The following is a 25,955-nucleotide window of genomic DNA, read 5'->3' as shown; positions in this document are numbered from 1 at the left end:
GATCGGCGGGACGCCGTCACTTGGTAAGGGTGTTTCGTTGACGCCCGAAAGACCGACGTCAACACCCATCCGGCAGCGCTTGCGACCTGGCGCGGGACACGTTCAGCGTCTGCGTGGGAGCCGGGTCGGCTCAGCGTACGGTGAGGACCAGTTTGCCGGTGGTGCGGCCCGTTTCTCCAAGGCGGTGGGCCTGGGCGCCTTCGGCGAGGGGGAAGGTGGCGGAGATGTGGGGGCGGAGGCGGCCACGGGCGGCGAGGTCGGCGATGGCGCGCATCCCGGCCTGGTCGTGTTCGACGATCAGGGTGGCGGCGCGGACCTGGGCCTTCTCGGCCGCGGCCGGGGTGTCGTCGGCGCCTGGCACCAGGGAGATGAGGATGCCGCGGGGGCGGAGTACGCCAACGGAACGGGTGGCGGTCTGCCCGCCGAGGGTGTCGAGGACGACGTTGTAGCGCTCCTCGGTGTCGGTGAAGTCCTCGGTGCGGTGGTCGATGCAGGCGTCCGCGCCCAGTTCGCGCAGGAAGGCGTGCTTGGGGGTGCTCGCCGTGCCGGTGACGTGAGCCCCGCGTTCCTTGGCGATCTGTACGGCGAGGTGACCGACGCCGCCGGCCACGGCGTGGATCAGCACCCGCTGCCCGGCCCGCAGGCGCGCGGTGTCGACGAGGGCTTGCCAGGCGGTGAGCGCGGCGAGCGGGAGGGCGGCCGCCTGGATGTGGTCGATTTCGGTGGGCTTGGCGACGAAGGCGCGGGTGGGACCGGTCACGTACTCGGCGTGGGAGCCGGCCCCCGACGGGTAGGGCAGCATGCCGAACACCTCGTCACCGGGCTGGAAGAGGGTGACGCCCGGGCCGGTCTCGACCACAGTGCCGGAGACGTCCCAGCCGAGGGTCAACGGCGGGGGTGGCAGGAAGATGCTCAGGGCGCGGTGCTTGAAGTCCGTGGGGTTGAGTCCGGCGGCGTGCACGGCGACGAGGATCTGCCCGGGGCCGGGCGCGGGGCGCGGGAGCTTGGTCAGCCGCAGCACGTCGGGGCCGCCGAGGGTCGTCTGGTGCAGGGCGAGCATCTCAGGGAGTGGGGATGCGGGGCCCGGGGAGCCGAGGGTGTCCGTGGGAGTCATGTCTCGATCCTGGCCGTACGGTCAGGCCCGGGGCGATGGCAGGAAGGTCAGCCTCCGATACATTCTTGCCATGTCCGTCCACCGCGCCCGACCCGTTCGTGACCTCGCTGATCGCGCGGCCGAGCTGGATCCGGCCCCGCCGCGGCCCGGTGCGCACAAGGTCGTCGTCCTCGCCCTCGACGGCGTCTACCCGTTCGAACTGGGCATCCCGCACCGGGTCCTGGGATCCGCCGACGGCCGCTACGAGGTGCTGTCCGCGAGTGTGGACGGGCAGCCCGTACGCACCGACGCGGACCTGACCGTCACCCCCGGGTACGGTCCCGAGGTGCTGGCCGAGGCGGACACCGTGATCATTCCTCCGTACGGGATCACGCCGGAATCAGCCGCCGACCCGGATCCGCGGGCCCTGGCCGCCCTGTCCCGGATCCGTCCCGGCACCCGGCTGGTGTCCATCTGCACCGGAGCCTTCCTGCTGGCCGCCGCTGGTCTCCTGGACGGACGCCGGGCCACCACCCACTGGGAGCTCACCGGCATCTTCCAGGAGCTGTTCCCCCGGGTCGAGCTCGATGCCGGCGTGCTCTTCGTCGACCACGGTGACGTGCTGACCTCCGCGGGGGCGGCGAGCGGTGTCGACATCTGCCTGCACCTGGTGCGCCAGGACCACGGCAGCGAGGTCGCCAACCAGGTTGCCCGCCGCTGCGTCGTGCCGCCGTACCGGGACGGCGGGCAGGCGCAGTACATCGAACGGCCGCTGCCGCCGGCCAGCGGAACCGGCACAGGACCGACCCGCGACTGGGCGCTGCAGCGACTGGAACTGCCGCTCCCGCTGGAGCGGATGGCCGCGCACGCGGCGATGAGCACCCGCACCTTCGCCCGGCGCTTCCGGCAGGAGACCGGTATGAGCCCCGGCCGCTGGCTCACCCAGCAGCGGCTGCGGCGGGCGCGGCATCTGCTGGAGTCCAGCGACCTGCCGGTGGATCGGGTCGCCCACGAGGTCGGCTTCGCCACCGCCACCTCGTTGCGGCGGCACCTGGCGGCGGAGACGGGAGTCGTCCCGTCGGTGTACCGGCGTACCTTCCGCGTCTCGGATCCGGCCGCGGAAGGGGGTGTCTCCCCGCGCGCCGATGCCGACAACGCCTGCAGGGGTTCCGGTGGCAATCGCGGATAATCCAACGAATCTACCTCTGACCTGCGGTCACTCGCCTTCTTCGGGGCGGTTGACGATGTTTGCCGCTACCGTTCGTACTGGTTGTAGCGCTTCCGTTGATGGGGTTGCCGACCCGGTTGGCGAGGTCGAGGCCCGGACATCGGCAGTTGCCCAAGGCCGGCACCGCCAGTGCCGCTGTCGCAGACGAGGACGGCGTCTGAAGCGCGGACCGTTCGAATCCCGGTGACGTGAAGGCCGAGTTGTTCGACGGACGGTCCCACCTGCTGGTCAAGCCCTTCATGTTCCATCCCGGCGCCGATGCCGGCTGCCTCAGCCGCTCACTGACCGCCGACCATTTCGACGCCGCGATGCCCCATCTCAACAGCCGCGACGTGACCCTCATCAGCGTCCCCTGCGCGCCACTGGAGAAGATCAACGCCTACAAGCGGCGGATGGGCTCGCGGCTCGGCCACCGACCCCGGCCCGACCAGCCACGGTTGGCGATAGCGAGCGACGGGACCTGGTAGCGAGGGATTCTCCACGAAGATGGGGACGGCCGCGTAGACAGCACCCGGGCCCTAGTCTCCGAGCACGAGCCGGATTCCGAAGGCGGCGATCACGGTCCCGGCGACCCGGTCCAGCAGCCGCCTGGCCCGGCCCGTGCGGAGCCATCCGCGCAGGCCGCGGGCGAAGGCGACCAGGGCCGTCGACCAGAGCAGCCCCAGCGCGACGTGCACCGAGGCGAGCAGGATCCCCATCGCCAGATGGCTGGTCTGTGCCGGGATGAACTGCGGCAGCACGGCGACGTAGAAGACGCCCACCTTCGGGTTGAGCAGGTTCGTCGTCAGGCCCTGCCGGAAGCCGCGGAGCATCGTGTCCGTTCCCGAGGTGACCGGGTGCCCGTCCATAGGGGTGGCCGGCTCTCCGTCGGCCGCCTTCCTGCGGAAGGTGCCGGCCAGCATCCGGACGCCCATCCAGACCAGGTACGCCGCCCCGGCCCAGCGCAGCACCTCGTACGCGATGTGCGAGGCGGTGAGCAGGGCCGTCACGCCGAGCGAGGTGAGCGCGCCCCACATCAGGGTGCCGGTCTGGATCCCCAGGACCACGCCCCACGCGCTGTGGTGGCGTCCGAAGGCCCGCGGTCCTGAGGATCAGGGTGGTGTGCAGCCCCGGGGTGAGGGTGAGAAGCCCGACAATGAGCGCGAATTGCCATATGGAGGTGGTAACTGCCACGGCAGGCGCCTTACCCGGGGGCCGGCGGTGTCACGCGTACAGCAGAGAGACGTCGATGGTGGAGATGTAGTTGATCGCCATGTAGACGGCCCAGTTGCAACCGGCGGTCCCGGTTCCGCTGGACGACTGGCCCTTGTAGATGCCGTAGGCCCGGTTGGCGTTGAACCAGGGGCCCCCGCTGTCACCCGGGTAGCACTTCAGGTTGGCACCGGACACCCGGATCCAGGTGGCCGCGCAGGTGGGGCCGTCGCAGGCGTTGCGCCAGGTCGGGCGGTAGGAGATGGTGCTGACCCGGCCACAGCTGTAGCCGGTGGACTTCCCCCGGTGACAGACGTAGTCGCCGTTCTGGCCGCTCCGCACCACGCGCCCGGTGACCGGCCGCGTCGCCTCGGTGCTGGCGGCATGGAACCTCGCGTAGGCGACCATGTTGGGACGGGTGTGCCACTGCACGTCGCTGGTGGCGTTGCGTTCCTGCCTCCGGAAGGAGGTCGTCACCCAGGTGCTGGAACCGTAGAGGCGGTACCGCTGCGTGTTGCCGCAGTGCCCGGCGGTGAGGATGCCTTTCTCACCTGCGCCGTTCCTGACGGAGAATCCGCTGGTGCACGTGTCCATCCGCAGTCCGCCGCGCTGGCCGTCGCCGGCGGACTGCGGCGTGAGCCTGATCTCGGCGGAGCGGATCTCCGCGGGCAGGGAGGCGGGCAGCGTCGCCCGCAGCGAGGTGATCACCTCCTCCCGCGAGCGGTCGCCGGTGGCCGCGCCGACCATGTCCAGCACGAATCGCTCGTTGGTCGAGTCGTAGAAGACGCCGTCGACCGCGCCGTGCGTGTCGAGGGTGTTCCCCGTGGAGTCGATGATCTTCTCGGCTTGGGCGAGGCTGTAGCGCGCACCCGCCTGGAGGGTGACCCCCGGCACGCCCTTCACGATCTGCGCGGCCTGCTCGGGGACCGTGTCACCGGTGAAACGGACGCGCAGGCCGAAGTCGCCCTCGTGTTCGACCGTCGATCCGGCGAACGTGTCGGGATGGGCCGCTTCGATCTCCTCCACCAGGGCGCCGAAGTCGTTCTGCGCCGTGAGCCTGGCACGCGCCTGCTCCGTCGTGACCCCGAACTCCTTGGCGTAGGACTCGGCGTCCACGGCGAGACCGTCCTCGGTCTCACCGGCCTCGGGGTCGAGGTCCCCGGGGTCGTCGTCGACCACGGCGACGGACGCCGCCTGCACCGGGACCGGCGCCAGTAGTCCGCCCATGGATAAGAGGAGTACGGCCAGCACTCCCGGCACCCGCTTGCTGATCCCCATCTTCGTCCCTTCCTCGTCCGCCTGTCATGGTGATCATCGGCGGACTGGATTGCTGATCGTTCCACGCGTCGGCAGCAGCGTGGAATACGTCGGGAATACGCCCGGTCTATCCGGCATCGAGAGATGACTTCGGGCGGAGCCCCTTTGCCGGGGGCGCCTGTCTTTGCAGTGATGCTGAAGGAGCCCGGGGTCGAGGAACCGGCGGACAGCCGTTGGCGCTGAGAAGGATCAAGACACGCTTAGGACTGAAAGATACTCACTTGTAACGCGTCAATCACTATGAGTTGATCACGACTGATATGGCCCTACCGTGCGGGCTATGCCTGCGGAATTTCTGTCTGCCGAGCACCGGGTGGCCTACGCCTCGTTTGTCGAGGTGCCATCGCTGTCAGACCTGGAGAAGTTCTTCTTCCTGGACAGCTTCGACCGGATGTGATCGCGCAGTTGAGGGCCGATTCTCACCGGCTGGGCGTTGCCGTCCAGATCGGGACCGTACGGTACAAGGGGCTGTTCCCGGAGGATCCGCTGGCGGTGCCGTGGCCGGTGGTGGACCATCTGGCCGAGCAGCTCAGGATTGGTGATGCGTCGCAGGTCAAGAAGTACGCCGAGCGGCCCAAGACGACGTACGAGCACGCGTGGGTGATCCGGGACACCTATGGTTCCACGCCTTCGATGACACCAGCAGCTGGGGCGGCCGGCAGCTGATGCGCCAGTTCCGGACTTTCCTGCACGGCCGGGCGTGGACGCATGCCGAGGGGCCGGTGGCGTGGCTGCGGCGGCATCGTGTGCTGCTGCCCGGGGTGACCGTGCTGGAGCGGCTGGTGGGCGGCGTGCGGGAACGGGCCGACGCGCGCCTGTACGCGGTGGTGGCCAAGCAGGTGCGCCGTGCCGATCAAGGTCTGCCGCCGCGTTGTCGGGTCTGCTGGTGGTGCCGGAGGGATCGCGCGTCTCGGAGTTGGAGAAGCTGCGGCAGGCGCCGAAGCGCACGTCGGGACCGAGATGGTGCGGGCGCTGCAGCGGGTGGACAACCTGGCCGGCTTCGGGCTGGGCCGGGTTGCGGTGTCGAAGGTGCCGGTGCGGCGGATGAAGACCCTGGCCAAGTACGGGGCGGGAACCAAGGCGCCGGCCCTGGACCGGCTGGTCGAGCCGCGCCGGACCGCGACGCTGCTGGCGGTCACCCGGAGCCTGGAGGCCGAGGCGATCGACGACGCTCTCGATCTGTTCGCGCTACTGATGGCCACCCGGTTGATCAGCCCGGCCCGCCGCAGATCCGCCGACGAACGCTTGCGGATGCTGCCCCGGCTGGAGCGGGCCTCCAAGCTGGTGGCCAAGGCCGGCCGCGTCCTGGTCGACCACCTCGACCTGGTCGACCAGCAGGGCGCCGACCCCGATGTGGCAGCGATGTGGACCGCGGTGGCCCAGATCGCCGGCACCAGCAAGGAACACGTCCGCGCTGCGCTGGACGTGGTGGAGGAACTGATCCCTGAAGAGGACGGCGCGGCCGAGGCGGCCCCGCCGACGCCGCGACCGGGCAACCCGCTGAAGAACCTTCACGACCAAGAGCGACCTCACTCGTTGCGACCAAGATCCTTCTCAGCGCCAACGGTTGTCCGCTGGTTCCTTACCCCCGAAGCCGCCGACCATTTCCCCACGATCAAGGACGCGGTCGCTTCTCCGAACCTGAGCGACCCGGCCAGCCGCGGCCCCGCATGCGGGTAACGGGCGTTCGTCACGCCGGGGATCTCCACCCGCAGCATGGTGATCTTCCCCAGGTCACGGCCGGTCAGCGATTTCCCGCGGACGGGGAAACGCAGCTCGAAGCCGGGTTCGTTGGATTCTGCTCGATAGCTGCTGAGACCCCTGAGACGTCAGGCCTGACGCCCTGCCGCAGCTTGCGGCGGTCACAGAAGGCGGTCACAGAAGGCGGTCACAGAAGAGGGAGCAGGTCTCGCGCGTCAGGGAGGGTGTCGAGGGTCATGACGTGCTCGGCCAGCGGCTCCCGGCCCGGCGCGAGGCCGTGGAACTTGGCCAGGAGCCGCTCGTCGGAGAGAGGGTTGGCGGGGGAGCCGAGCGGGTGCCGCACCCTGGCGCGCCGGCGGGCGCCCGAGGTCGTGGTGACGGTCAGGACCGGCTCGTCGATGCCGCCCATCTCCGGATCCACTTCCAGGTCGATGCGGTCCATCAGCTCGGCGGCCCGGGGGTCGGCGCGTCGTTCCGGGGAATAGGCGGCCAGGTCGGCGTCGCCGTACAGGACTCTGGCGGCGATCGCGTACGGCAGGCTGAGCTGGGCTTGGGGGAGGGTGGCGACGTCGCGTCCGCCGCACATGCCGGCCACGAGCGGGCTCAGGCGCACGTGGATGCGGGCGATCTCGTCGGGGAGCAGGTCCAGGCCTCCGATCGCGTCGATGGACGAGTGGGTGCTGCGGCAGGACGCGTACGGCTTGATCGAGCAGCGGGCGATCCGCCACTCCGTACCGAGGTCGCGGGTCAGGGCGCCGGGGTCGGCGTCGGAGCCCGCGTAGGTGCGCAGGAAGCCGCCCCACACGTCGTCGAAGACGCGGCCGGGGCCGTTCGTGCCGGAGGCCGCCAGCAGCGCGGCGGTCAGACCGCCCTCGGCGGCGCGGCCCGCGTGCAGCCGCTTGCTCGGCGCGCCGTCGTGCACGAACGCCCACAGCCCGCCGGAGAAGCCGGCCGCCAGTCCCAGCGCGTCGGCGGTCCGCGCGCCGTCCAGCCCCAGCAGCCGCGCGCTCGCCGCCGCCGCGCCGAACGTGCCGCAGGTGCCCGTCGAGTGCCAGCCGGCCTCGTTGTGCGCGGCGTAGCCGCCACACGCCTCCAGTACGCGGCGGGCCACCTCGTACCCCAGGACGATCGCCTCCAGCAGCTCGGAGCCGGAGACCTGGCGGCCGGCGAGATCGAGGCAGGCCAGCGCGGCGGGCACCACGACGGCTCCCGAATGATCACAGCCGCCGGTGTCGTCCAGTTCCAGCGCGTGTGCCGCGACACCGTTGAGCAGCGCAGCGTCCCGGGGGGCCGCGGTGAGCCCGATGCCCCAGACGGGCGCGTTCCCGGGCGCGGCCAGGCCGGGAGCCGGGGTGGCGGCCCCGGCCAGGGCGGCGCCCAGGGTGTCGAGGAGGTGCCGCTTGGCCCGCTCGATCACCTCGGCCGGCAACGGCACGGGCGCGGCGACAAGGCCGGCGAGCTCGCCGAGGGCGTCGCGAAAGCCGGAGGAGTCGCGAAAGCCGGAGGAGTCGGGAGAGCCGGAGGAGTCGGGAGAGCCGGAGGAGCCAAGGAGGTCGGGGGAGCCGGGGAAACGAAGGGGGTCGGGGAAGCGATGGGGGCCGGGGGAGTCGGAGGAGGGAAGGGGTGTCACGAGGTCAGCTCCGCGAAGACGTCGGCGGGATGGCCGGGTTCGTTGCCCGTACGGGTGGCGCGCCAGTGATCGGCCACCTGGCTGCCGGTCGCGAACCACACCCCGGGCCGCTCCCGCATCACCGCCAGCAGCGAGCGCAGCAGCCCGATGCGCCCCGGTGTGCCGATCACCTCGGGCTGCAGGCGCAGCACGTAGCAGAGGCCGAAGCGATGGTAGGCGTCGAACTCCTGGATCCAGTTCTCCAGCACGGCGGCGTAGGGCGCGATGCGCGACTGCCCGGCCGGGAAGGGCGGGTCGAGGTTGAACATGAAGGCGGGGTGGTCCTCCAGCTCGTGGTGGAGCGGGATCTCCACCAGGCCGGAAGGGTGGAAGTAGGGCAGGTCGTCGCCCCGCCACGACGAGGACCAGTCGACGCCCAGCGCGGGCAGCCCGGCCGCGAGCCCCGGCTTCCATTCGCCGGCCGGGGTGCGGAAGCCGCGCGGGAGCGTGCCGGTCGCCGCGGCCAGCGCGTCCTGGCCGCGCCTGACCGCGTCGAGCTGCCCGGCGAGGTCGAGCGGGTCGAAGTCCTCGTGGGCGTGGCCGTGGTTGGCGATCTCGTGGCCGGCCTGGTGCGCCTCGCGGACGAGCCCCGCGTTCCTGCCGGGCACGAACCAGGTCGACGGCACCCCGTCCAGCGCCCCGAGCAGCCGCTGGACGCCGCGGGTCGCGCCGTACCCGCCGACGGACAGAGTTTTGACGCGGTCGCGGGTGCTCGGGTCGGCGGCCAGGATCGCCAGCTCGGCGTCGAGGTCGACGGTGATCAGTACGGCGCAGCGCGCCTCATCCGGCCAGGGTGCCATGGTGCTCCTTCCACCAGGCGGCCACGTCACGACCGGTGGCGAACCAGACGTCGTCGTGCCCGCGCATGTGCTCGAACAGCCGCTCCAGCAGCAGGATCCGGCCCGGCTTGCCGGACACCTTGGGATGCCACAGCGTGCTCAGGCACAACCCCTCGGCGTGGTAGCCGTCGAACTCCCGCTTGAAGTTGTCCAGTGTCGAGCCGTATCCCGCGATGCGGTCCAGCCCGGCCGGGTAGTCGGGGCGGCGGGTGTAGGCGAGGTAGGCGTAGTCGTCCATGTCCCAGCGGACCGGGATCTCCACCAGCCCGCCGGGGTGCAGGTAGGGGCGGTCGTCGCCGCGCATCGAGCTGGAGTAGAGGAACCCCTCCTCGGTCAGGATCCGCGCCGTCACCGGCGACCAGTCGCCCGACGGCGTGCGGAAGCCGGTCGCCTCGACGCCGAGCACGTTCTTGAAGACCGCCTGGCTGCGCGTGAGGATGTCGCGCTGCTCGGCCTCGGACCTGCCGAAGTACGGCTCGTGCCGGTAGCCGTGGTGGGCCACCTCGTGCCCGCGCTCCACGATCGCCCGGCACCGCTCCGGCCACGTCTCCACGATCCAGGCGGGCGCGTAGAAGGTGGCGGGCAGCTCGAAGGCGTCCAGCAGGTCGAGGATCCTGGGCAGCGCCCGCCACGGCCCGTACGAACCGAGCGTGAAGTACTCCGGCTTGGTCCAGATGCTGCCGTCCAGCATCGCGCCGCCCGTCGGCCCGTCGAGGTCGAACGCGAGCGACACGCACGACCTCTTCCCGTGCGGCCAGCGGCTCACGAGCGGGCTCTCACGCGGCGGCCCCGTTGAGAGTGACCTGCTTGATGGCGTTGCCCTTGAGGCCCCACTTGTCGAGCAGCCGCGCGTAGGTGCCGTCCTGCTGCAGCGAGCCCAGCGCCTTGATGACCGCGTCGCGCAGGCGCGGGTCCTGCTTGCCGAATCCCATGGCCTGGTTGACCTCGGTGAACGGCTCGCCGATGACGTTGAACTTGCCGGGGTCCTGCTTGGAGATGTACGGGAGGGTCTCGCTGCCCTGGACCGCCGCGTCGAGCCGGCCCTGAGTGAGCTGGGTGCGCGCGTCCGCGGAGCCCTCCGTGCCGACGATCTTGATCGGCTTGCCGGAGCAGTTCTGCTCGCTCCACTTCTTGATCTCGCTGGGGAAGGAGGTGCGGCGGCTGGCGCCCACGGTCTTGCCGCACAGGTCCTTCGGGTCGGCGATCTTGGAGGTGGAGAAGAACTGCGCGCCCGAGCTCATGTAGCCGACCAGGTCGAGCGTCTCCCGGCGTTCCGGCAGGTCGCTCATCCCCGAGAGGATCATGTCGATCCGCCCGGTGGTGACCGCGCTCTGCAACTGCTCGAAGGAGGTCTCCTGCCACTTGACCGTGACGCCGAGCTGCTTGCCGACGGCGTCGCCGAGGTCGATGTCGAAGCCGGTGAGCTGGTTGGTCTTGGGGTCCTTGAACTCCAGCGGCGGGTAGTTGGGCACGTTGCCGACCACCAGGGTCTTGGACTCGGCGATCTTCGGCGGCAGGCCGCCGTCCGAGGCGGTCTTGAGGGTTTCTGGCGCCTTCGCGGTGCACGCGGTCGCGGCCACGGCGAGGCAGGCGAGCAGGACGATGGGACGGAACAAAGCGACTCCTAGAGGACTGCTGAGAGAAAGGTCTTCGTACGCTCGTGCGCGGGGTTGACCAGGACCTGGTCGGGCGGTCCCGTCTCGACGACGCGGCCGTCGTCCATGAACACGACCTGGTTCGCGACCTCCTTGGCGAACCCCAGCTCGTGGGTGACGACGATCATGGTCATGCCCGAGCCGGCCAGGTCGCGCATGACCGCCAGCACCTCGCCGACCAGCTCGGGGTCGAGCGCCGAGGTGGGCTCGTCGAACAACATCAGCCGCGGCCGCATCGCCAGGGCGCGGGCGATCGCCACCCGCTGCTGCTGGCCGCCCGACAGGGTCGACGGGTAGGCGCCGCCCTTGTCCTGCAGCCCCACCCGCTCCAGCAGCTCCAGCCCCCGGGCGTGGGCGGTGTCGCGTGATTCGCGCAGCACCCTGATCGGGCCCTCGACCACGTTCTCCAGCGCGGTCATGTGCGGGAACAGGTTGAACCGCTGGAACACCATCCCGATGGGACGCCGCTGCCGGGCGATCTGGGCGTCGCTGAGCTGGTGCAGCTTCCCGTCGCGCTCGACGTACCCGAGCAGTTCGTCGTCCACCCAGACGGCGCCCTCGTCGATCGTCTCCAGCTGGTTGATGCAGCGCAGGAACGTGCTCTTGCCCGAGCCGGACGGCCCGATGACGCACAGCACCTCGCCCGCGGCCACCTCCAGCGAGATGCCCTTGAGCACGTGGTGGGCGCCGAAGCGCTTGTGCACGTCGACCGCCTTGATCATCTCTTCACTCCTCGGGAGAAACGGCGTTCGACGACCAGCTGGCCCAGGCTCAGGAGGCTGACCACGATCAGGTACCAGAACGTCGCCACGAACAGCAGCTCCATGACGCGGTTGTTGGCGTAGTAGATGTTCTGGGCGCTGTGCAGCACCTCCTGGTACTGGATCGCGCTGGCCAGCGAGGTGAGCTTCACCATGCTGATGAACTCGTTGCCGATCGGCGGCAGGATGACCCGCATCGCCTGCGGCAGCACGATCCTGCGCAGCGTCTGGAAGCGCGTCATCCCGATCGCCTGCGCGGCCTCGGTCTGGCCATGGTCGACCGAGAGGATGCCGCCGCGGACCACCTCCGAGGTGTAGGCGCCCTGGCAGATGCCCAGCCCGAGCAGCGCGGCGACGAACGGGGTCATCAGGTCGACCGTGCGCGCCTCGACGATGCCGGGGATGACGAAGTAGGGGAAGACGAGCGCCAGGTTGAACCAGAGGAAGAGCTGCAGCAGTTGCGGCGTGCCGCGGAAGATCCAGGTGTAGAGGTAGGAGACGCCGCGGGTGACCGGGTTGCGCGACATGCGCATCACCGCGAACAGCACGCCCAGGGCCAACCCGACGATCATCGCGAAGACCGCCATGACGAACGTGTTGACCACGCCGGTCAGGATGGCCCGCGCGGTCAGATACTGCCCGACCACGCTCCACTCGATCTGCCCGCCGGCGAACGAGACGACGATCGCCACGAGCACGGCCACCACGACGACCGCGGCCACGTACCGGCCGTAGTGTTTGCGCGCCACCCGGGGCAGATGGGCGACATCTAGGGACATGGGGATCTCCTCACGAGCGGGAGGTGAGCGCGGGCGCCAGCACCCACAGGACTCGGGTGACCTCGTCACCGGGGTTGGTGAAGGTGTGGGGGGTGTCGCCGGGGAACAGGAACGAGTCGCCCTCACGCATCTCGACCCGCTCGCCCGAGGCGTCGATCGTGAACAGCCCCTTGAGGACGTGCACGAACTCGATGTCGACGGGCAGCGCGTACGGCTCGTGGCCCGACCCGCCGCCCGGCTCGATCTCGCTGAGCAGGACCAGCAGCCTGCTCTCGTCCTTCGGCGTGAGCTGGTACTCGGTCATGCCGGTGCCGCCGAACTCGAGCCTGCCCCGGTTCCCGGCCCTGACCAGCCGCCCGCTGGAGCCGTCGAACAGGTCGGCCACGTCCAGGTCGAGCGCCGAGCACAGGCGCAGCAGGGAGGCCACCGAGATGGACACCTGGCCGCGCTCGAACCTGGACAGGAAGCCCTTGGTGAGCCCGGCCCGCTCGGCCACCTCGGTCAGGCTGAGCCGGCGCCGGCGGCGCAGCTCGCGGGCCCGCGGGCCGAGACCGGGGGTGTCGGGAATCGAGATCACGTCGCAGGGCCCGCGTAGTCGCGTGCCCAGGCGCGCTGCCGCTCCAGCAGCCCGTCGAGGCGGTCGATCTGCTCGAGAACCCGCTCGGGCGCGGTGGCGCCGTAGCCCGTGCGCGCGGCCAGCGCCGCCTCGACCGTGAGGTGCGGGCGCACGTCCGGTGTCAGCCGCGGGTCCACCGCGGCCAGGTCCGCGTCCGACAGCTCGTGCAGGTCCAGACCCTTGTCCTCGCACGTACGCACGAGCGCGCCGGTGATCTCGTGGGCCTGGCTGAACGGCACGCCGCGCCGCGAGAGCCAGTCCGCCACCTCGGTGGCCAGCGTGAAGCCCGCGGTCGCCTGCGTGCGCAGCTCGTCGACGTTCACCGACAGCGTGCGCACCAGCCCGGCCATGGCCGGCAGCACGATGGCCAGGGTGTCCACGGTGTCGAAGACGGCGGCCTTGTCCTCGGCCAGGTCCCTGTTGTAGGCCAGCGGCATCGCCTTCAGCGTCGCCATCAGGCCGTTGAGGTTGCCGAGCAGGCGGCCCGCCTTGCCCCTGGTCAGCTCCGCGATGTCGGGGTTCTTCTTCTGCGGCATGATCGAACTGCCGGTGGCGAAGGAGTCGTGCAGCTCCACCCAGCCGAATTGGCGGGCGGCCCAGAGGCAGACCTCCTCGGCCAGCCGCGACAGGTTGACGCCGAGCATCGAGGCGGCGAACAGGAACTCGGCCACGTGGTCGCGGGCGGCGACGGCGTCGATGGAGTTCTCGCACGGGCCGTCGTAGCCCAGCTCCACCGCCGACAACTCCGGATGGACGGCGATCGCCGATCCCGCCAGCGCGGCCGAGCCCAGCGGGGACAGCGCGGTGCGCCGGTCCCAGTCCCGCAGCCGGTCGGCGTCGCGGGCGAACGCCTGCGCGTGGGCGAGCAGCTGGTGCCCGAACACGATCGGCTGGGCGGGCTGCAGGTGGGTGAAGCCGGGCGCGGCCGTACGGACGTGCGCGCGGGCCTGGGCCACCAGCGCGTCCTGCAGCCCGGCCAGCGCCAGCACCAGCTTCCTGGCGTGGTCGCGCAGGTAGAGCCGCAGGTCGTTGGCCGTCTGGTCGTTGCGCGAGCGCCCGGCGCGCAGCTTGCCGCCGACCTCGCCCAGCCGCTCGACCAGCACCCGTTCCAGGAAGGTGTGCACGTCCTCGTCGGAGTCGTTCGGGCCGACGCGGCCGGCGCGGACGTCCTCGTCCAGCGTGTCGATCGCCGCCAGCAGCCGCTCCGCCTCGCCCTCGTCGAGGATCCCGGCCCGCCGCAGCTCACGGACGTGGGAGCGCGAGCCCGCCAGGTCGTACGGGGACATGCGGAAGTAGCTGTCGGGCGCCCGGGAGAGGGCGAGCAGGGACGGGTCGGCAGGCGAGCGGAAGCGTCCACCCCAGAGTTGATCGGACAACGCGGTTGCCTTCCGGTAAACGAGGTTTTCCGACATAGTGGTCTGCGTTGCCATGGGTGTCAATAGCGCCTTTTAAGCCGAAATATGCTGTTCACAAGGGGAGATTCATGCCGCAGGGACCCGTCGACGCCTCGCAGGTGCCACGCTTCGCAGGGCCCGACACCTACGCCCGGTTGCCCCGGATCGATCAGGTGGAGCGGGCCGACGTCGCGATCGTGGGAGTGCCGTTCGACAGCGGGGTCTCCTACCGTCCGGGCGCCCGCTTCGGCCCGGCCGCGGTGCGTCAGGGCAGCAAGCTGATCCGGCCCTACAACCCCGCTCTGGACGTCTCGCCGTTCGCCGATCTCCAGGTCGCCGACGCCGGTGACATCGCCTGCAACCCGTTCGACATCGGGCAGGCCATCGAGACGATCGAGCAGGCGGCCGGGGAGTTCGACGCCGGGCTCGTCACCATCGGCGGCGACCACACCATCGCGCTGCCGCTGCTGCGGGCGGCGGCCCGCGAGCACGGGCCGCTGGCGCTGCTGCACTTCGACGCCCACCTGGACACCTGGGACACCTACTTCGGCGCCGAGTACACCCATGGCACGCCCTTCCGCCGCGCGGTCGAGGAGGGCGTCCTCGACACCGAGGCGCTGAGCCACGTCGGCATCAGGGGCCCGCTCTACGGCAAGGCCGACCTGAAGGAGGACCGCAGGCTCGGATTCGGCATCGTCACCGCGTCCGACGTCATGCGGCGCGGCCCCGACGAGGTCGCTGAGGCCCTGCGACAGCGGATCGGCGAGCGCCCGCTCTACATCTCCGTCGACATCGACGCGCTCGACCCCGCCCACGCCCCGGGCACGGGCACCCCGGAGGCGGGCGGTCTGACCAGCCGCGAGCTGCTGGAGATCCTGCGCGGGCTGTCGGGCTGCAACCTCGTCGGCGCCGACGTGGTGGAGGTGTCGCCCGCCTACGACCACGCCGAGATCACCGCGGTCGCCGCCGCGCACGTCGCGTACGACCTGATCAGCCTGTTCGCACTGAGGAGGGGACAGGCGTGAGGACGGCGGGCGTGAGAGCGGCGGGCATGACGGCGGTGGGCGGCCTGGTCGCGTGGGGGTGGCGGGCATGAGGACCGGCGGCGACCTGGTCGTCGAGACCCTGGCCGCGCTCGGCGCCACGACCGTGTTCGGCGAGCCGGGCCAGCACGCGCTCGCCCTGTTCGACGCCTTGCGCCGCTCGCCGCTGCGCTACGTCGGGTGCCGTACCGAACTGGGCGTCGCCTTCGCCGCCGACGGTCACGCGCGGGCCACCGGGACGGTGACCCCGTTCATGGTCTCCACGGGACCCGGCGCGCTGGCCACCCTGCCCGCCCTGATGGAGTCGCGCCTGGCCTGCGCGCCCGTGGTCGGGATCTCCAGCCAGATCCCGTCCGACGGGCTGTGCGGCCGCAGGAAGGGCTACCTGCACGAGCTCCCCGACCAGGCGGCCTCCTTCCGCGGCGTGGCCGTCTCGGTCCAGGTCGTGCGGTCGGCCGCGCAGATCCCCTCCGCGCTGGCCCAGGCGTGGGAGGCGGCGCTCAGCGTGCCGCAGGGGCCCGCCTGGGTGGAGATCCCGCAGGACGTTCTGCTCGCGCCCACGGACGTCCCGCCTCCGGCCGATCTCAGCGTGCGCCCGCGCACGCCGCTTCCCCGTGCCGAGCTGGTACGCCAGGCCGCGCGGGCACTCGACTCCGCCGCGAACCCCGTCATCCTGGCGGGCGGCGGGACGTCCCTGTCCGGGGCGGGGCCGGAGCTGCTCACCCTGGCCGAGCGGCTGCGTGCGCCAGTGGCCACCACGTTCGCCGCGAAGGGCGTCTTCCCCTGCGAGCACCCGCTGTCGCTGCGGTCGTGGCTGGAGGACCGGTACGTCACGGACTTCCTGGAGCAGGCGGACGTGCTGCTGGTCGCGGGAACGGGGCTGGGGGAGCTGTCCAGCAACTACCACACGATGCGCCCGAAAGGCCGCGTCATCCACATCGAGGCCGACCTCGGCAAGCTGGAGGCCAACACGAGCGGTTCGCTCGCCGTGCACGCCGACGCCAAGGCGACGCTGGGCGCGCTCGCCGCGGCGGTGCGGCCGAGGGAGGGCGACGGGCGCGCGGAGGCGGCCGTGGCCGGCGTGCTGCGGCGGGTGCGTGACCGGCTCGGCGGCCACGAGCAGGAGTTCGCGCTCCTGGAGGCCATCCCCACCGGCGTGCTGTCGTTCTGGGACATGACGATCCTGACCTACTGGGCGTGGTCGGCCTTCCCCGGCCCCATGTGGTCGGCGCAGGGCGCGGGCGGCCTCGGGTACGCGCTGCCCGCCGCCGTGGGCGCGGCCGCCTCGGGACGGCGCGCGCTCGCGATCTCCGGCGACGGCGGCGCGATGTACGGCCTGGCCGAGCTCGCCACCATGCGCCAGCACGACCTGGAGGTCACCTGGCTGATCGTGGACGACGGGGGTTACGGCATCCTGCGCGAGTACATGACGGACGCCTTCGGCACCCCCTCCGGCACCGAACTGGTCAGGCCGGACTTCGCCGATCTGGCCGCCTCGTTCGGCGTCCCCGCCAGGACCGCCACGCCCGCCTCCCTGGCCGGGCAGCTCACCGCCTCCCTGGCCGAACCCGGCCCGAACGTCGTGGTCCTGCGCGCTCGTCCCCGGATGTTCGCCCAGACCTGAGCACCGGTGATCGCCGGCGGGTGCGGCGCTCCTTACGCTTCCTTTACTCTCTAGTTCTCTAAAGTGCTAGGAGACTAGATAAATGGAGCGCCGGTGATCGAGTTCTATCTGGACGGCGGGTCGGGCGTCTCGCCCTACCTGCAACTGGTCCAGCAGGTACGGCACGCGCTACGGCTCGGCCTGCTGCGCGAGGGCGACCAGCTGCCCACGGTCAAGGAGGTCGTGGCGCAGCTGGCGATCAACGCCAACACGGTCCTGAAGGCCTATCGGGAGCTGGAGCACGAGGGCCTGGTCGCCGCCAGGCCGGGGGTGGGCACGTTCGTGACGGCGACGCTCACCGACGCCTCGCTGGCCGCGCACGGCCCGCTGCGGCTGGATCTGCGGCGCTGGCTGGCCAAGGCCCGCCGGGCCGGCCTCGACGACGAGAGCATCGAGGCCCTGTTCATGTCCACCTTTCGCACCACAGCTCAGGAGGACATAGCGTGACCGCTGTCCTGCGGGCCCAGGCACTGGGCCGGAGATACGGCAGACGCTGGGCGCTGCGCGAGTGCACCCTTGACATCCCGGCCGGCCACGTCGTCGGGCTGGTGGGCCCCAACGGAGCCGGCAAGACCACGCTGCTGAAGCTGGCCGGCGGCCAGCTGACGCCGACGGCGGGCGACATCACCGTGCTCGGCGGGCGGCCGGCCGGCGGCCCGGCACAGCTGGCCAAGGTCGGTTTCGTCGCCCAGGACACCCCCGTCTACGCCGGGCTGAGCGTCGCCGAGCACCTGCGGCTGGGCGAGCAGCTCAACCCCCGCTGGGACGCCGCCACGGCGCGGGAACGGATCGCGCGGCTCGGCCTCGATCCCGCGCAACGGGCGGGCCGGCTGTCGGGCGGCCAGCGCGCCCAGCTCGCCCTCACCCTCGGCTTAGCCAAGCGGCCCGAGCTGCTCATCCTGGACGAACCCGTCTCCTCGCTCGATCCGCTGGCCCGCCGGGAGTTCCTGCAGCACCTGATGGAGGCCACCGCCGAGCGCCGCTTCAGCGTCGTGCTCTCCTCCCATCTGGTCCACGACCTGGAACGGGTCTGCGACTTCCTGGTCGTGCTCGTCGACTCCCGCGTACGGGTGACCGGAGAGGTCGACGACCTGCTCGCCACCCACCACCGGCTCACCGGCCCGCGCCGCGATCCCGACCGGCTGCCGGCCGGGCAGCACGTGATCTCCGCGCGGCACACCGACCGGCAGAGCACGTACGTGATCCGCACCGACGACCCGATCCACGACCCCGCCTGGACGGTCAGCCGGCTCAGCCTGGAAGACCTCGTCCTGGCCTACATGGACCAGCGGACCGCCGAGCGGCGGGTCGCCCTGGAGGTGCAGAGGTGATCTGGCTGACCTGGCGCCAGTTCCGCGGCTCGGCCGCGACGATGGCCGCCCTGCTCGTGCTCCTCGCCGCCGCCCTGGCGCTGACCGGCCCCGGCCTGGCCGCCGACTACTCCGCCGGCATCGCCGCCTGCGTCCAGGACAACACCTGCGACCGCTTCTACGACCACTTCTTCGGCGGGCACGACACCTCGTTCATGGCGCTGAGCCTGGTCGTGCTGCTGCTGCCGGCCCTCGCCGGGCTCTTCTGGGGAGCACCGTTGATCACCCGCGAGCTGGAGGCGGGAACGCACCTGCTGGTGTGGAACCAGAGCATCACCCGCGCCCGCTGGCTGGCGGTCAAGCTCGGGCTCATGGGGCTGACCGCCATGGCCCTCGCCGGTCTGTGCGGCCTCATGGTGACCTGGTGGGCCGACCCCCTGGACCGATCGGCCGCCGAGAACCTGGCCCTGATGGCCCCGCTGGTGTTCGGCGCGCGCGGCATCGCCCCGATGGGGTACGCGGCCTTCGCCTTCGTCCTGGGCGTGAGCGTGGGCATGCTGGTCCGCCGCACGCTCCCGGCCATGGTCCTCACCCTGGCCGCCTTCGCCGCCATCCAGCTCGCCATGCCGCTGCTGGTCCGGCCGCACCTGATGCCCCCGATCACCGCGACCTTCGAGCTCAGCAAGACCAGCGTGGACAGCATCAGCATCCCCCGGGACGGCGGGGCGAACCCGCGGATCTCCCTGCGGCCGGCCGTACCCGGCCAGGCGGGCGCCTGGGTCCTGGCCAACGACCTGCTCGACCCGTCAGGACGGATGATCCCCGACCGCGGCGAGGGAGCCGTCGTCGCCACCTCCACGACCTCGGGCCCCTGCGCGCCGACGGCGGGCTCAGGGGACGGCTGCGTCGCCGAGATCAACCGGCTCGGCTACCGGCAGCAGGCGACCTACCAGCCGCTGGAGCGCTTCTGGCCCTTCCAGTGGATCGAGACCGGGATCTACGCCCTGCTCACCCTCGGCCTCACCTGGCTGTCGTTCTGGTGGATCCGCGGGCGCCTGTCATGAGCGCGGTCAGGACCGTGGCCGCCGTCCTCGCCCTCCTGCTGGGGGCGGCCTGCACGGCGCCGACGCCGCCGCGCGAGCTGGCGAGCAGGGCGGCCGGGACGGTCTGCGCGGCTCCCCAGGAACCTCCCGGCCCGGAGACGGCCACCACGATCGACGTCGTCGAGCAGGCGTACTTCTGCATCCTCGGCAACTACTACGGCGGCGCCACGCTGGACACCCGCCCGCTGCTGCGCGCCGCCTTCGCCGCGCTGACCCAGGAGCTCAACCGGGCCGGGCGCGACGTGCCGGGGGCCACCATGCCGGCGCTGACCGGGGACCGCGCAGCCGACTGGGCCGCGTTCGAGGCCGCCTTCCGCGCGATCACCGATCAGGTCCCCGGTCTGCGCGACCGGCTGGGTGTCGTCACCCTTGAGGCCATGGTGGCCGGTCTGGGCGACAACCACGCCGTCTGGGCGCATGACATCGTCCGGCATCCCAATCACTACGACGGCGACGGCTACGGCCTGGGGCTCCTCGCGAACGTCAGCGGTGCGCAGGCGGAGGGCGACCCAGGCGCCGCCGTTCCGCCGCTGTTCGTCACCACCGTCCAGGGCGGCGCCGCGCGGGCCGCCGGGCTGCGCCCGGGCGACGTCGTCGAGTCGATCGACGGCTCGGCCCCCTTCATCGACGGGAAGCCCACGCCGGCGATCGCCGCCCTCTATCCGCGCTACCCGCGGGCGCGCCCGGTCCGGCTGCGGCTGTTGCGGCAGAGCACGGGCCGCCGCTGGAGCGTGACCCTCGAACCCGGCCTGTTCCAGCAGGACCTCACGGCCCTGCAGATGGTGCGGTCGCGGCTGCTGGACGACGACATCGTCTACGTACGGGTGCGCGGGTTCGCCCCCGACTCCGCCGACCGGGCGTTGCAGGCGATCGCCCGGCTACGCACCGGCCGGACGCCGGCCGGCGTCGTCCTGGACCTGCGCGGCAACGGCGGCGGCAGTCCCAGAGAGGCGATCCGGCTGGTGAGCGCGTTCGCCCACGGCCGGACCACCGCCTACCTGTGCACGGCGGACGACAGGTGCGAGACCCTGCGGACCGACGACACCGTCGCCCTGGTCGGCCTGCCGCTGACGGTGCTGATCGACCGCGGCTGCGCCTCGGCGTGCGAACACTTCAGCTCCGCGATCAAGGACCTGCGCGCCGGCCTGCTGGTCGGCACCAGGACCGCCGGGGCCGTCTCCGGGCCTGCGCAGGGCTATCTGCTGCGCGACAACACCCTGCTGGCCCTGCCCAGCAGGCACCACCTGGGACCCGATCGCGAGGTGGTCGACCGGATCGGCGTGCCGCCCGACCACCACGTGCCCCTGACCCCCGAGGACGCGGCCGCCGGGCGCGACCCGGCTCTGGCAAAGGCCCTGACCCTGCTGCACAAGTGAGGACGCCTCCATGAGACACCTCCTGGCCGTCGCCGCGGGACTGGTCGTGCTGGCCTCGTCCGCCTGCTCCGCGCCCACGCCGCCCCGCTCGGCCGTTCCCTCGGCCACGCCGTCCGGGCCCGCCACCCTGCCCGCCCCCACCGGCGCCCGGCCGGTCGGCACCACCGTCCTGTATCTGAAGGACACCTCCCGCCCCGATCCCTGGAACCTCGACGCCGGCGCGCGCGAGCTCAAGGTCACCCTCTGGTATCCGGCCGCGCGGCGCGACGGGCCGAAGGCGCCGTACATGACGGCGCAGGAATCGCGGCTCGCCGTCAGACGCTACGGCGTCATGGGCGTCCCGGACGACATCCTCAGCAGGACGCGCACGAACGCTGTCAAGGACGCCGAACCCGCGGGACGGAGACTTCCGCTGGTGGTGCTGTCGCCGGGCTTCACCAACCCGGTGAGCACGCTCACCTCCCTGGCCGAGGACCTGGCCAGCCGCGGCTACGTCGTGGCGGGCGTCGACCACACCTACGAGAGTTACGCCACGACCCTGGCCGGCGGGCGGGTCGCCGAATGCCTCGCCTGCGACAGCGACACCGACCCCGGCTTCGGCTCCGGGGTGGTCGCGGGCCGGGCCGCGGACGTCTCCTTCGTCCTCGACCAACTGCCCGCGAAGTGGGACGACTCCCACCGGATCGACCGCTCCAGGATCGCCATGGTCGGCCAGTCGATGGGCGGGGCGAGTGCCGTGGCGGCCATGGTGCGCGACCCCCGCGTGCGAGCCGGCGTCGACATGGACGGCACCACCTACGCCCGCATCCCCAAGAAGGGGTTCTCCCGGCCGTTCATGTTCCTGGGCACGCCGCAGCACGTCCCCGGCGGCCGCGACCCCTCCTGGGAGCGCGACTGGAAACTGCTGACCGGGTGGAAACGCTGGCTGGTGCTGACGGGCGCAGAACATCAGTCCTTCACCGACGGCCCGCTGATGGCGGCCACGCTCGGCGTCCGGCTCGCCTCCGGCGTCCTGCCCGCGCCGCGCGCCGCCGAGCTCACCCGCACGTACGTGGCGGCCTTCCTCGACCTGCACCTGAAGTCGCGGCGGCAACCCCTCCTGGACGAGCCGTCGCCACGCCACCCCGAGGTCAAGCTCTGCCCCGCGGCCTGCGCGGCTCCTCGTTGAGGCCGTAGGACGCCGCCGGTGATCCGGGACTACGAGGGCACGGAGGCGAGGTGCCGGAGGAGCAGCCTGCTCGTGAGGTCAGGGGCCTCTTCCGGGATGAAGTGGCCGAGGCCGTCGAGGTTCTCCAGCCGATACGGTCCGGTGACCCGGTTCTTCGTCGCCCGCACTCCCGACGGCGCGACCATCGGGTCCTTCGTGCTCGCGATGAAGAGCGTCGGCACCGCGACCCGCTGCTCGTAGCCCTCGAAGTCGTTGGCCCGGTACCAGTTCAGCACGCCGGTCAAGGCGCCGGGACGGGAGAGCCGGCGGAAGTACTCCGCGCACTTCGCCGGATCGACGCCCGGCAGCTTGGGCGGGCCTGAGGCGAGCATCATGTTCTCGGGCCCCGGTGCCGGCTGCCGGAAGACATCCATGTACGTGGACGCCTCCTGCTGCACGGGGTCCGTCCGCAGCGCCTCGGCGAACGCGCCGAGATGCGGCACTGAGACGGCGGTCAGCGAACGCACCCGGCGGGCGTGCCTCGCCGCGGCGATTCAGGCGACCGCGGCGCCCCAGTCGTGCCCGACCAGGTCGAACCTGCCCCAGCCCAGGGCGTCGGCCATCGCCCGGACGTCCTGAACCGCGTGGTCCAGGCGATAGGCCTCGATCCCGGCCGGCCGGACCCCTGGCGAATAACCCCGCTGGTCGGGAGCCACCGCTTGGTAACCGCGCGCGGCGAGGGCCCGTAGCTGGTGCTCCCACTCGATGCCGGCCTCGGAGAAGCCGTGTAACAGGAGCACCTTCCGGCCGTGGCGCGGACCCGCGGCGACGGCGTCGAAGGTGCCGGCGGCCGTGCGAATCCGCAACGGCGTGATCCGGGGCAGTTCCGCGGCACGTGCCGTACCCGAGATGCCGGCGGTTGCCAGACCGGCGGCGGCGCCGGCGGTCAATCCGATGAAGGCGCGGCGCGAATGCAAGATCGACATGCGTCAGAGCCTGTCAGACGACCCGGACGCAGAAGATGAGGGCTTCCGCCGTCTTCCCGGTAGTGCCGGCCCTACCGTCGGGCGGGCACGCGAGCTCTTCCCGTAGCGCCCGCCTTACCCTCAGGTGGGCTCGCGAGCGGGGTGCCGGCAACCTCCGCTCAAGCCGTGATCCGTGCGGCCGTCGCGGCGGCCCGCTCGATCTTCGCGCGGTAGGCCGCGCGGGCCGCTTCGTCGATCCGCTGCTCGTGCTCGGGGCGCAGCCCGGTCCGGCCGTCGAGGCCCTCGCGCAGGATGTCGGCGTGCCCGGCATGCCGGACGGTCTCGCCGAGGACGTGCAGCATGATGGCGAACAGGTTCGAGTGCCGGGCCGGCGTCGACTCCGGCCACCACGGCACGCGGCCGGGGGCGTCCAGGGGAAGCGCGTCGATCGTCGCGTCCGAGTGCTCCCACGTGCGCCGGTAGAACCCGATGATCTGATCGCGGGTCTCGTCCTCGGCCGCCCAGTGATCGCCGCCGTCGGAGTCCTGCCACCGGGGCAGCGGCTCCGGTGAAGGCCGGCCGAAGACCTCGCCGAAGTACCTGGCCTCGACCATGGCCACATGCTTGACCAGGCCGAGGAGGTTGGTCCCGGTCGCGGTCAGCGGCCGGCGGGAGTCGTACTCGGACAGGCCGTCGAGTTTCCACAGCAGCGCCTCGCGGTCGCGCCGGAGCCTCCCGTGCAGGGTGTCCTTCGCGCAATCATCGATCATGCGGCACGAGCCTGCCATGGGCCGAACGCCGTGTCCAAATCCCGCACCTGCGCGGCCCTCGCCGTGCTCCTCACTGGGGCCCTTGCTGGGGGACGGCGATCGAGTCGGCGGAGAGCGTGACCTGGAGGGTGATGTGCGGGTTGTCCGGTTGCGGGAGCTCAAGCCCGCGCCTGAACTCCTCGGCGTCGTCCGGCATCACCTTCGGCTGAACGGTGACCTCGACCCGGCCGGTCTCGTCATCCGCGTGCGCCGTCACCGTGGCCACCTCAGGACGGGAGCGGAGCCAGGAGACGACGGTGTCCTGGGCGTGCCGGAGCTCCGCGGCCGAGAATCCCTTGCCGCCGATCAGGGTGACCTCCATGGGCAGGGTCCTGGCCAGCTCGATCGCGCGAGCCGGAATGGGGCCCTTGAAGCCGACGCGCAGCCCCTGGTGGTCGTCGACGTAGGCGACGCCGGAGATCTCGTCAGGGAACTCCGCATGGAGTTCGTCGATCACCCGGCTGTCGGACGACTGTGAGCCGAAGCGGTCGATGGCCTCCTCGTAGGAGATGCCCTCCGACCTGGCGAAGGTCCCGAGGTCGACCAGCTCGGCGTAGGGAATGCCGTCGATCGCCACGGCGGGTTCGGTCGCCGCGGGGTCGTACCCGTCGAAGTCCGTCGGCCTGGGCGACGCGGTGGCGGCCAGCCGGGCCGCGTACCGTTTGACGACCTCCTCCAGAGGCCGGCCCGACGCCGCCGCCTCTCGCTTGAGCCGCTCCAGGGTGGGCCGATGCGGTTTCGGCTGATCGGCCCTCGGTAACACGATCGTCTCGGTCCCGGCCGCGCCGGGTACCGAGCCGGCTACGGTCTGGCCGCAGGCGCACAGCGACGCGAGCAGCGCCAGAACGGCCAGACATGATCTCTTCATATCTTTGGGACGCGTTACCGGCCTGGAGGGTTCATGCCCGTGGCTACTTGGCCGCTCTGGGCAGCACCATTCTGGACGCGTCGACCAGGAGGAGGCCGGCGACGCCGACGATCGGGAGCAGGGTGAGCTGCCAGAGGCCGGCGCCGTCCCAGCCGAGCGAGCCCACCAGGCGGGCGAACAGCAGCCCGGAGAAGGCGGCGGCCACGTAGTAGGTGAGGATGAACAGGCCGGCGCCGCGGCCGACCTGGTGCGGGCGGACGGCCCGCTGCATGGCCGTGCTGCAGTTGGTGAACAGGAAACCGCTGGCGAACGTGCCCATCAGGAACGACAGCAGGTACTGGGCGGGGGCCGCGGTGGCGATCTGGTACATCAGGTACGCGGTGACGCCGGTGGCGACCATGGCGAACATCAGCAGGCGGGCCTGGTTGAACCGGTCGCCGAGCCAGCCGGCCGGCAGGGCCATCATGGCGCCGAGGCCGCCCATGGACACGGCGAACGCGGCCTGGTCGGCCCCGAAGCCGAGCGCCTCGCGCAGGAACGTCGGGTAGAGGCCGAGGTAGCCGTAGAAGACCAGGCCGGAAACGGCGCAGGCGATGCCGATGCCGAGCGTGTTGCGGTTGTACGGGGAGGCCGGCACGTGGTCGTACGACGCCCCGGCCGGATCCGCGGCGGCGCCGGTGACCGCCTCGGTCATCCTGCGTGACACCGTCGCCGCGATGATCAGGCTCATGACCAGGCCGGCGGCGGCGAACAGGAAGAACGGCGCCCGCCAGGTCCCCCAGCCCTCGGCGAGGTCGTTGCCGAACAGCGGGCCGAGGAAGACGCCGAGGCCGAAGGCCACGCCGACGACGCCGGCGGCGAGGGCGCGGCGGTGGAAGAAGAACGCGCCGATCACGGCGTACAGGGCGGTTGCCTGGACGCCCTCGCCGACGCCGGAGACCAGCCGGTAGATGCTCATGTCGACGAATCCCACGGCCAGCGGTATGGCGAGGGTGCCGAGCGAGTAGACGAGCACGCTGACGATGACGATGGCCTTGCGGGAGAGCCGGTCGGCCAGGTATCCGGCCGGCGGTCCGGCGAGGGCGAGGCCGAGGGTGAAGCCGGTGGCCAGGAGCCCGCCCTGTTCGAGGGAGAAGCCGAGCTCGGTCCGGATGTCGGGCAGGAGGGGATAGAAGATCTGCCGGTCCATCGCGTTGAGCATGTACGAGGTGCACAGGACCGCGAAGCCGATCGCGATGGAGGTCTTCGTCAATGAACCGGAGTCGGAGCTCGTTCGGGCGCTTCCGCCCTCGGTGGCGCTGCTCATCAAGTGGCTCCTCTGTGGCGCAGGGGGTGAACCCACCTCCGGCCAGAACTTCATCGGACAATCGTCCGTAGAGCGGTCGGCAATGGGTTGGCCTCAGAATGATGCGTGCCGCGGCACCTGTC

The 25,955-nt window shown here is 71.5% G+C and carries 25 protein-coding genes and 1 pseudogene; 10 read left to right on the top strand and 16 right to left on the bottom strand.

Going from position 1 to position 25,955, the window contains the following annotated elements; genetic code table 11:
• Window positions 1-130: 130 nt before the first annotated feature.
• Window positions 131-1,114 carry an NADP-dependent oxidoreductase gene (locus B0I32_RS39915; RefSeq protein ID WP_106248570.1) on the bottom strand — a complete coding sequence of 328 codons (984 nt, stop codon included), beginning with the start codon at window positions 1,112-1,114 and terminating at the stop codon, window positions 131-133.
• 70 nt (window positions 1,115-1,184) lie between these two features.
• Here B0I32_RS39915 and B0I32_RS39910 point away from each other — a divergent pair, with 70 nt between their 5' ends.
• The gene (locus B0I32_RS39910) at window positions 1,185-2,282 is read left to right on the top strand and encodes a GlxA family transcriptional regulator (protein WP_106248568.1); all 1,098 of its coding nucleotides are present in this window, start codon (window positions 1,185-1,187) and stop codon (window positions 2,280-2,282) included.
• Window positions 2,283-2,509: 227 nt separating this feature from the next.
• Window positions 2,510-2,788, top strand: a complete 279-nt coding sequence (locus B0I32_RS39905) for a DUF899 family protein (RefSeq protein WP_219912253.1) — start codon at window positions 2,510-2,512, stop codon at window positions 2,786-2,788.
• A 51-nt stretch (window positions 2,789-2,839) separates the two neighbouring features.
• Here the strand turns inward: B0I32_RS39905 and B0I32_RS39900 are convergent, their stop codons facing one another.
• Together B0I32_RS39900 and B0I32_RS39895 are read right to left on the bottom strand one after the other, a co-directional pair.
• Window positions 2,840-3,367: a LysE family translocator gene (locus B0I32_RS39900; protein WP_219912252.1), complete on the bottom strand. Its 528-nt coding sequence runs from the start codon at window positions 3,365-3,367 to the stop codon at window positions 2,840-2,842.
• Between the two features lie 157 nt (window positions 3,368-3,524).
• The gene (locus tag B0I32_RS39895) at window positions 3,525-4,790 is read right to left on the bottom strand and encodes a S1 family peptidase (protein WP_106248566.1); all 1,266 of its coding nucleotides are present in this window, start codon (window positions 4,788-4,790) and stop codon (window positions 3,525-3,527) included.
• A 319-nt stretch (window positions 4,791-5,109) separates the two neighbouring features.
• Between B0I32_RS39895 and B0I32_RS61490 the strand changes: the two are divergent.
• Window positions 5,110-6,302 (top strand): annotated as a pseudogene (locus tag B0I32_RS61490) (DUF4158 domain-containing protein); the annotation flags it as partial.
• 415 nt (window positions 6,303-6,717) lie between these two features.
• On the opposite strand, the gene B0I32_RS39880 reads toward B0I32_RS61490, so the two are convergent.
• From B0I32_RS39880 to argH, 8 genes are read right to left on the bottom strand one after another with little or no spacing between them, the layout of a single operon-like run.
• The gene (locus B0I32_RS39880) at window positions 6,718-8,160 is read right to left on the bottom strand and encodes an MmgE/PrpD family protein (RefSeq protein WP_219912251.1); all 1,443 of its coding nucleotides are present in this window, start codon (window positions 8,158-8,160) and stop codon (window positions 6,718-6,720) included.
• A complete protein-coding gene (locus tag B0I32_RS39875) occupies window positions 8,157-8,999 on the bottom strand; it encodes a polysaccharide deacetylase family protein (RefSeq protein WP_106248560.1) in 843 nt (280 codons plus the stop codon). Before B0I32_RS39875 ends, B0I32_RS39880 begins: the two co-directional genes overlap by 4 nt.
• On the bottom strand, window positions 8,980-9,771 hold the full coding sequence (locus tag B0I32_RS39870) for a polysaccharide deacetylase family protein (RefSeq protein ID WP_219912250.1): 792 nt from the start codon (window positions 9,769-9,771) through the stop codon (window positions 8,980-8,982). Before B0I32_RS39870 ends, B0I32_RS39875 begins: the two co-directional genes overlap by 20 nt.
• Before the next feature lie 43 nt (window positions 9,772-9,814).
• Entirely contained in the window at window positions 9,815-10,654 is an 840-nt protein-coding gene (locus B0I32_RS39865) for an ABC transporter substrate-binding protein (RefSeq protein ID WP_219912249.1), read from the bottom strand.
• Between the two features lie 8 nt (window positions 10,655-10,662).
• On the bottom strand, window positions 10,663-11,415 hold the full coding sequence (locus B0I32_RS39860) for an amino acid ABC transporter ATP-binding protein (protein WP_106248558.1): 753 nt from the start codon (window positions 11,413-11,415) through the stop codon (window positions 10,663-10,665).
• On the bottom strand, window positions 11,412-12,233 hold the full coding sequence (locus tag B0I32_RS39855) for an amino acid ABC transporter permease (protein WP_106248557.1): 822 nt from the start codon (window positions 12,231-12,233) through the stop codon (window positions 11,412-11,414). The genes B0I32_RS39860 and B0I32_RS39855 overlap by 4 nt, the downstream gene beginning before the upstream one ends.
• A gap of 10 nt (window positions 12,234-12,243) precedes the next feature.
• Window positions 12,244-12,810 (bottom strand): helix-turn-helix domain-containing protein, encoded by a 567-nt coding sequence (locus tag B0I32_RS39850; RefSeq protein ID WP_106248555.1) that lies wholly within the window; start codon window positions 12,808-12,810, stop codon window positions 12,244-12,246.
• The gene (gene argH / locus B0I32_RS39845; protein WP_106248553.1) at window positions 12,807-14,261 is read right to left on the bottom strand and encodes an argininosuccinate lyase; all 1,455 of its coding nucleotides are present in this window, start codon (window positions 14,259-14,261) and stop codon (window positions 12,807-12,809) included. Before argH ends, B0I32_RS39850 begins: the two co-directional genes overlap by 4 nt.
• Window positions 14,262-14,332: 71 nt before the next feature.
• Here argH and speB point away from each other — a divergent pair, with 71 nt between their 5' ends.
• From speB to B0I32_RS39810, 7 genes are all read left to right on the top strand, one after another.
• Entirely contained in the window at window positions 14,333-15,268 is a 936-nt protein-coding gene (gene speB, locus B0I32_RS39840; RefSeq protein WP_106248552.1) for an agmatinase, read from the top strand.
• A 67-nt stretch (window positions 15,269-15,335) separates the two neighbouring features.
• A complete protein-coding gene (locus B0I32_RS39835; protein ID WP_106248796.1) occupies window positions 15,336-16,910 on the top strand; it encodes a thiamine pyrophosphate-binding protein in 1,575 nt (524 codons plus the stop codon).
• A gap of 93 nt (window positions 16,911-17,003) precedes the next feature.
• A complete protein-coding gene (locus B0I32_RS39830) occupies window positions 17,004-17,396 on the top strand; it encodes a GntR family transcriptional regulator (RefSeq protein WP_106248550.1) in 393 nt (130 codons plus the stop codon).
• On the top strand, window positions 17,393-18,280 hold the full coding sequence (locus B0I32_RS39825; protein WP_106248549.1) for an ABC transporter ATP-binding protein: 888 nt from the start codon (window positions 17,393-17,395) through the stop codon (window positions 18,278-18,280). Before B0I32_RS39830 ends, B0I32_RS39825 begins: the two co-directional genes overlap by 4 nt.
• Complete coding sequence (locus B0I32_RS39820) at window positions 18,277-19,323, top strand: ABC transporter permease (RefSeq protein ID WP_106248547.1); 1,047 nt, start codon at window positions 18,277-18,279, stop codon at window positions 19,321-19,323. Before B0I32_RS39825 ends, B0I32_RS39820 begins: the two co-directional genes overlap by 4 nt.
• Complete coding sequence (locus B0I32_RS39815) at window positions 19,320-20,738, top strand: S41 family peptidase (RefSeq protein WP_106248546.1); 1,419 nt, start codon at window positions 19,320-19,322, stop codon at window positions 20,736-20,738. Before B0I32_RS39820 ends, B0I32_RS39815 begins: the two co-directional genes overlap by 4 nt.
• 10 nt (window positions 20,739-20,748) lie before the next feature.
• Window positions 20,749-21,906, top strand: a complete 1,158-nt coding sequence (locus B0I32_RS39810; RefSeq protein WP_106248544.1) for an alpha/beta hydrolase family protein — start codon at window positions 20,749-20,751, stop codon at window positions 21,904-21,906.
• A gap of 29 nt (window positions 21,907-21,935) precedes the next feature.
• On the opposite strand, the gene B0I32_RS59175 is transcribed toward B0I32_RS39810, so the two are convergent.
• The 5 genes from B0I32_RS59175 to B0I32_RS39790 all read right to left on the bottom strand — a co-directional run bounded on the left by B0I32_RS59175 (window position 21,936) and on the right by B0I32_RS39790 (window position 25,833).
• Window positions 21,936-22,412 carry an alpha/beta fold hydrolase gene (locus B0I32_RS59175; protein WP_219912247.1) on the bottom strand — a complete coding sequence of 159 codons (477 nt, stop codon included), beginning with the start codon at window positions 22,410-22,412 and terminating at the stop codon, window positions 21,936-21,938.
• A 27-nt stretch (window positions 22,413-22,439) separates the two neighbouring features.
• Window positions 22,440-22,871 (bottom strand): alpha/beta fold hydrolase, encoded by a 432-nt coding sequence (locus tag B0I32_RS59170; RefSeq protein WP_219912246.1) that lies wholly within the window; start codon window positions 22,869-22,871, stop codon window positions 22,440-22,442.
• A 158-nt stretch (window positions 22,872-23,029) separates the two neighbouring features.
• Complete coding sequence (locus B0I32_RS39800; RefSeq protein WP_106248543.1) at window positions 23,030-23,620, bottom strand: DinB family protein; 591 nt, start codon at window positions 23,618-23,620, stop codon at window positions 23,030-23,032.
• 70 nt (window positions 23,621-23,690) lie between these two features.
• Window positions 23,691-24,527 carry a hypothetical protein gene (locus tag B0I32_RS39795; RefSeq protein ID WP_106248541.1) on the bottom strand — a complete coding sequence of 279 codons (837 nt, stop codon included), beginning with the start codon at window positions 24,525-24,527 and terminating at the stop codon, window positions 23,691-23,693.
• A gap of 43 nt (window positions 24,528-24,570) precedes the next feature.
• Complete coding sequence (locus tag B0I32_RS39790; protein ID WP_106248539.1) at window positions 24,571-25,833, bottom strand: MFS transporter; 1,263 nt, start codon at window positions 25,831-25,833, stop codon at window positions 24,571-24,573.
• Window positions 25,834-25,955: the final 122 nt, after the last annotated feature.

Source organism: Nonomuraea fuscirosea, assembly GCF_003001935.1.
Classification (GTDB): Bacteria; Actinomycetota; Actinomycetes; order Streptosporangiales; family Streptosporangiaceae; genus Nonomuraea; species Nonomuraea fuscirosea.
The sequence above is the reverse complement of the archived record's forward strand: the minus strand, read 5'-3'. Positions and strand labels throughout refer to the sequence as shown.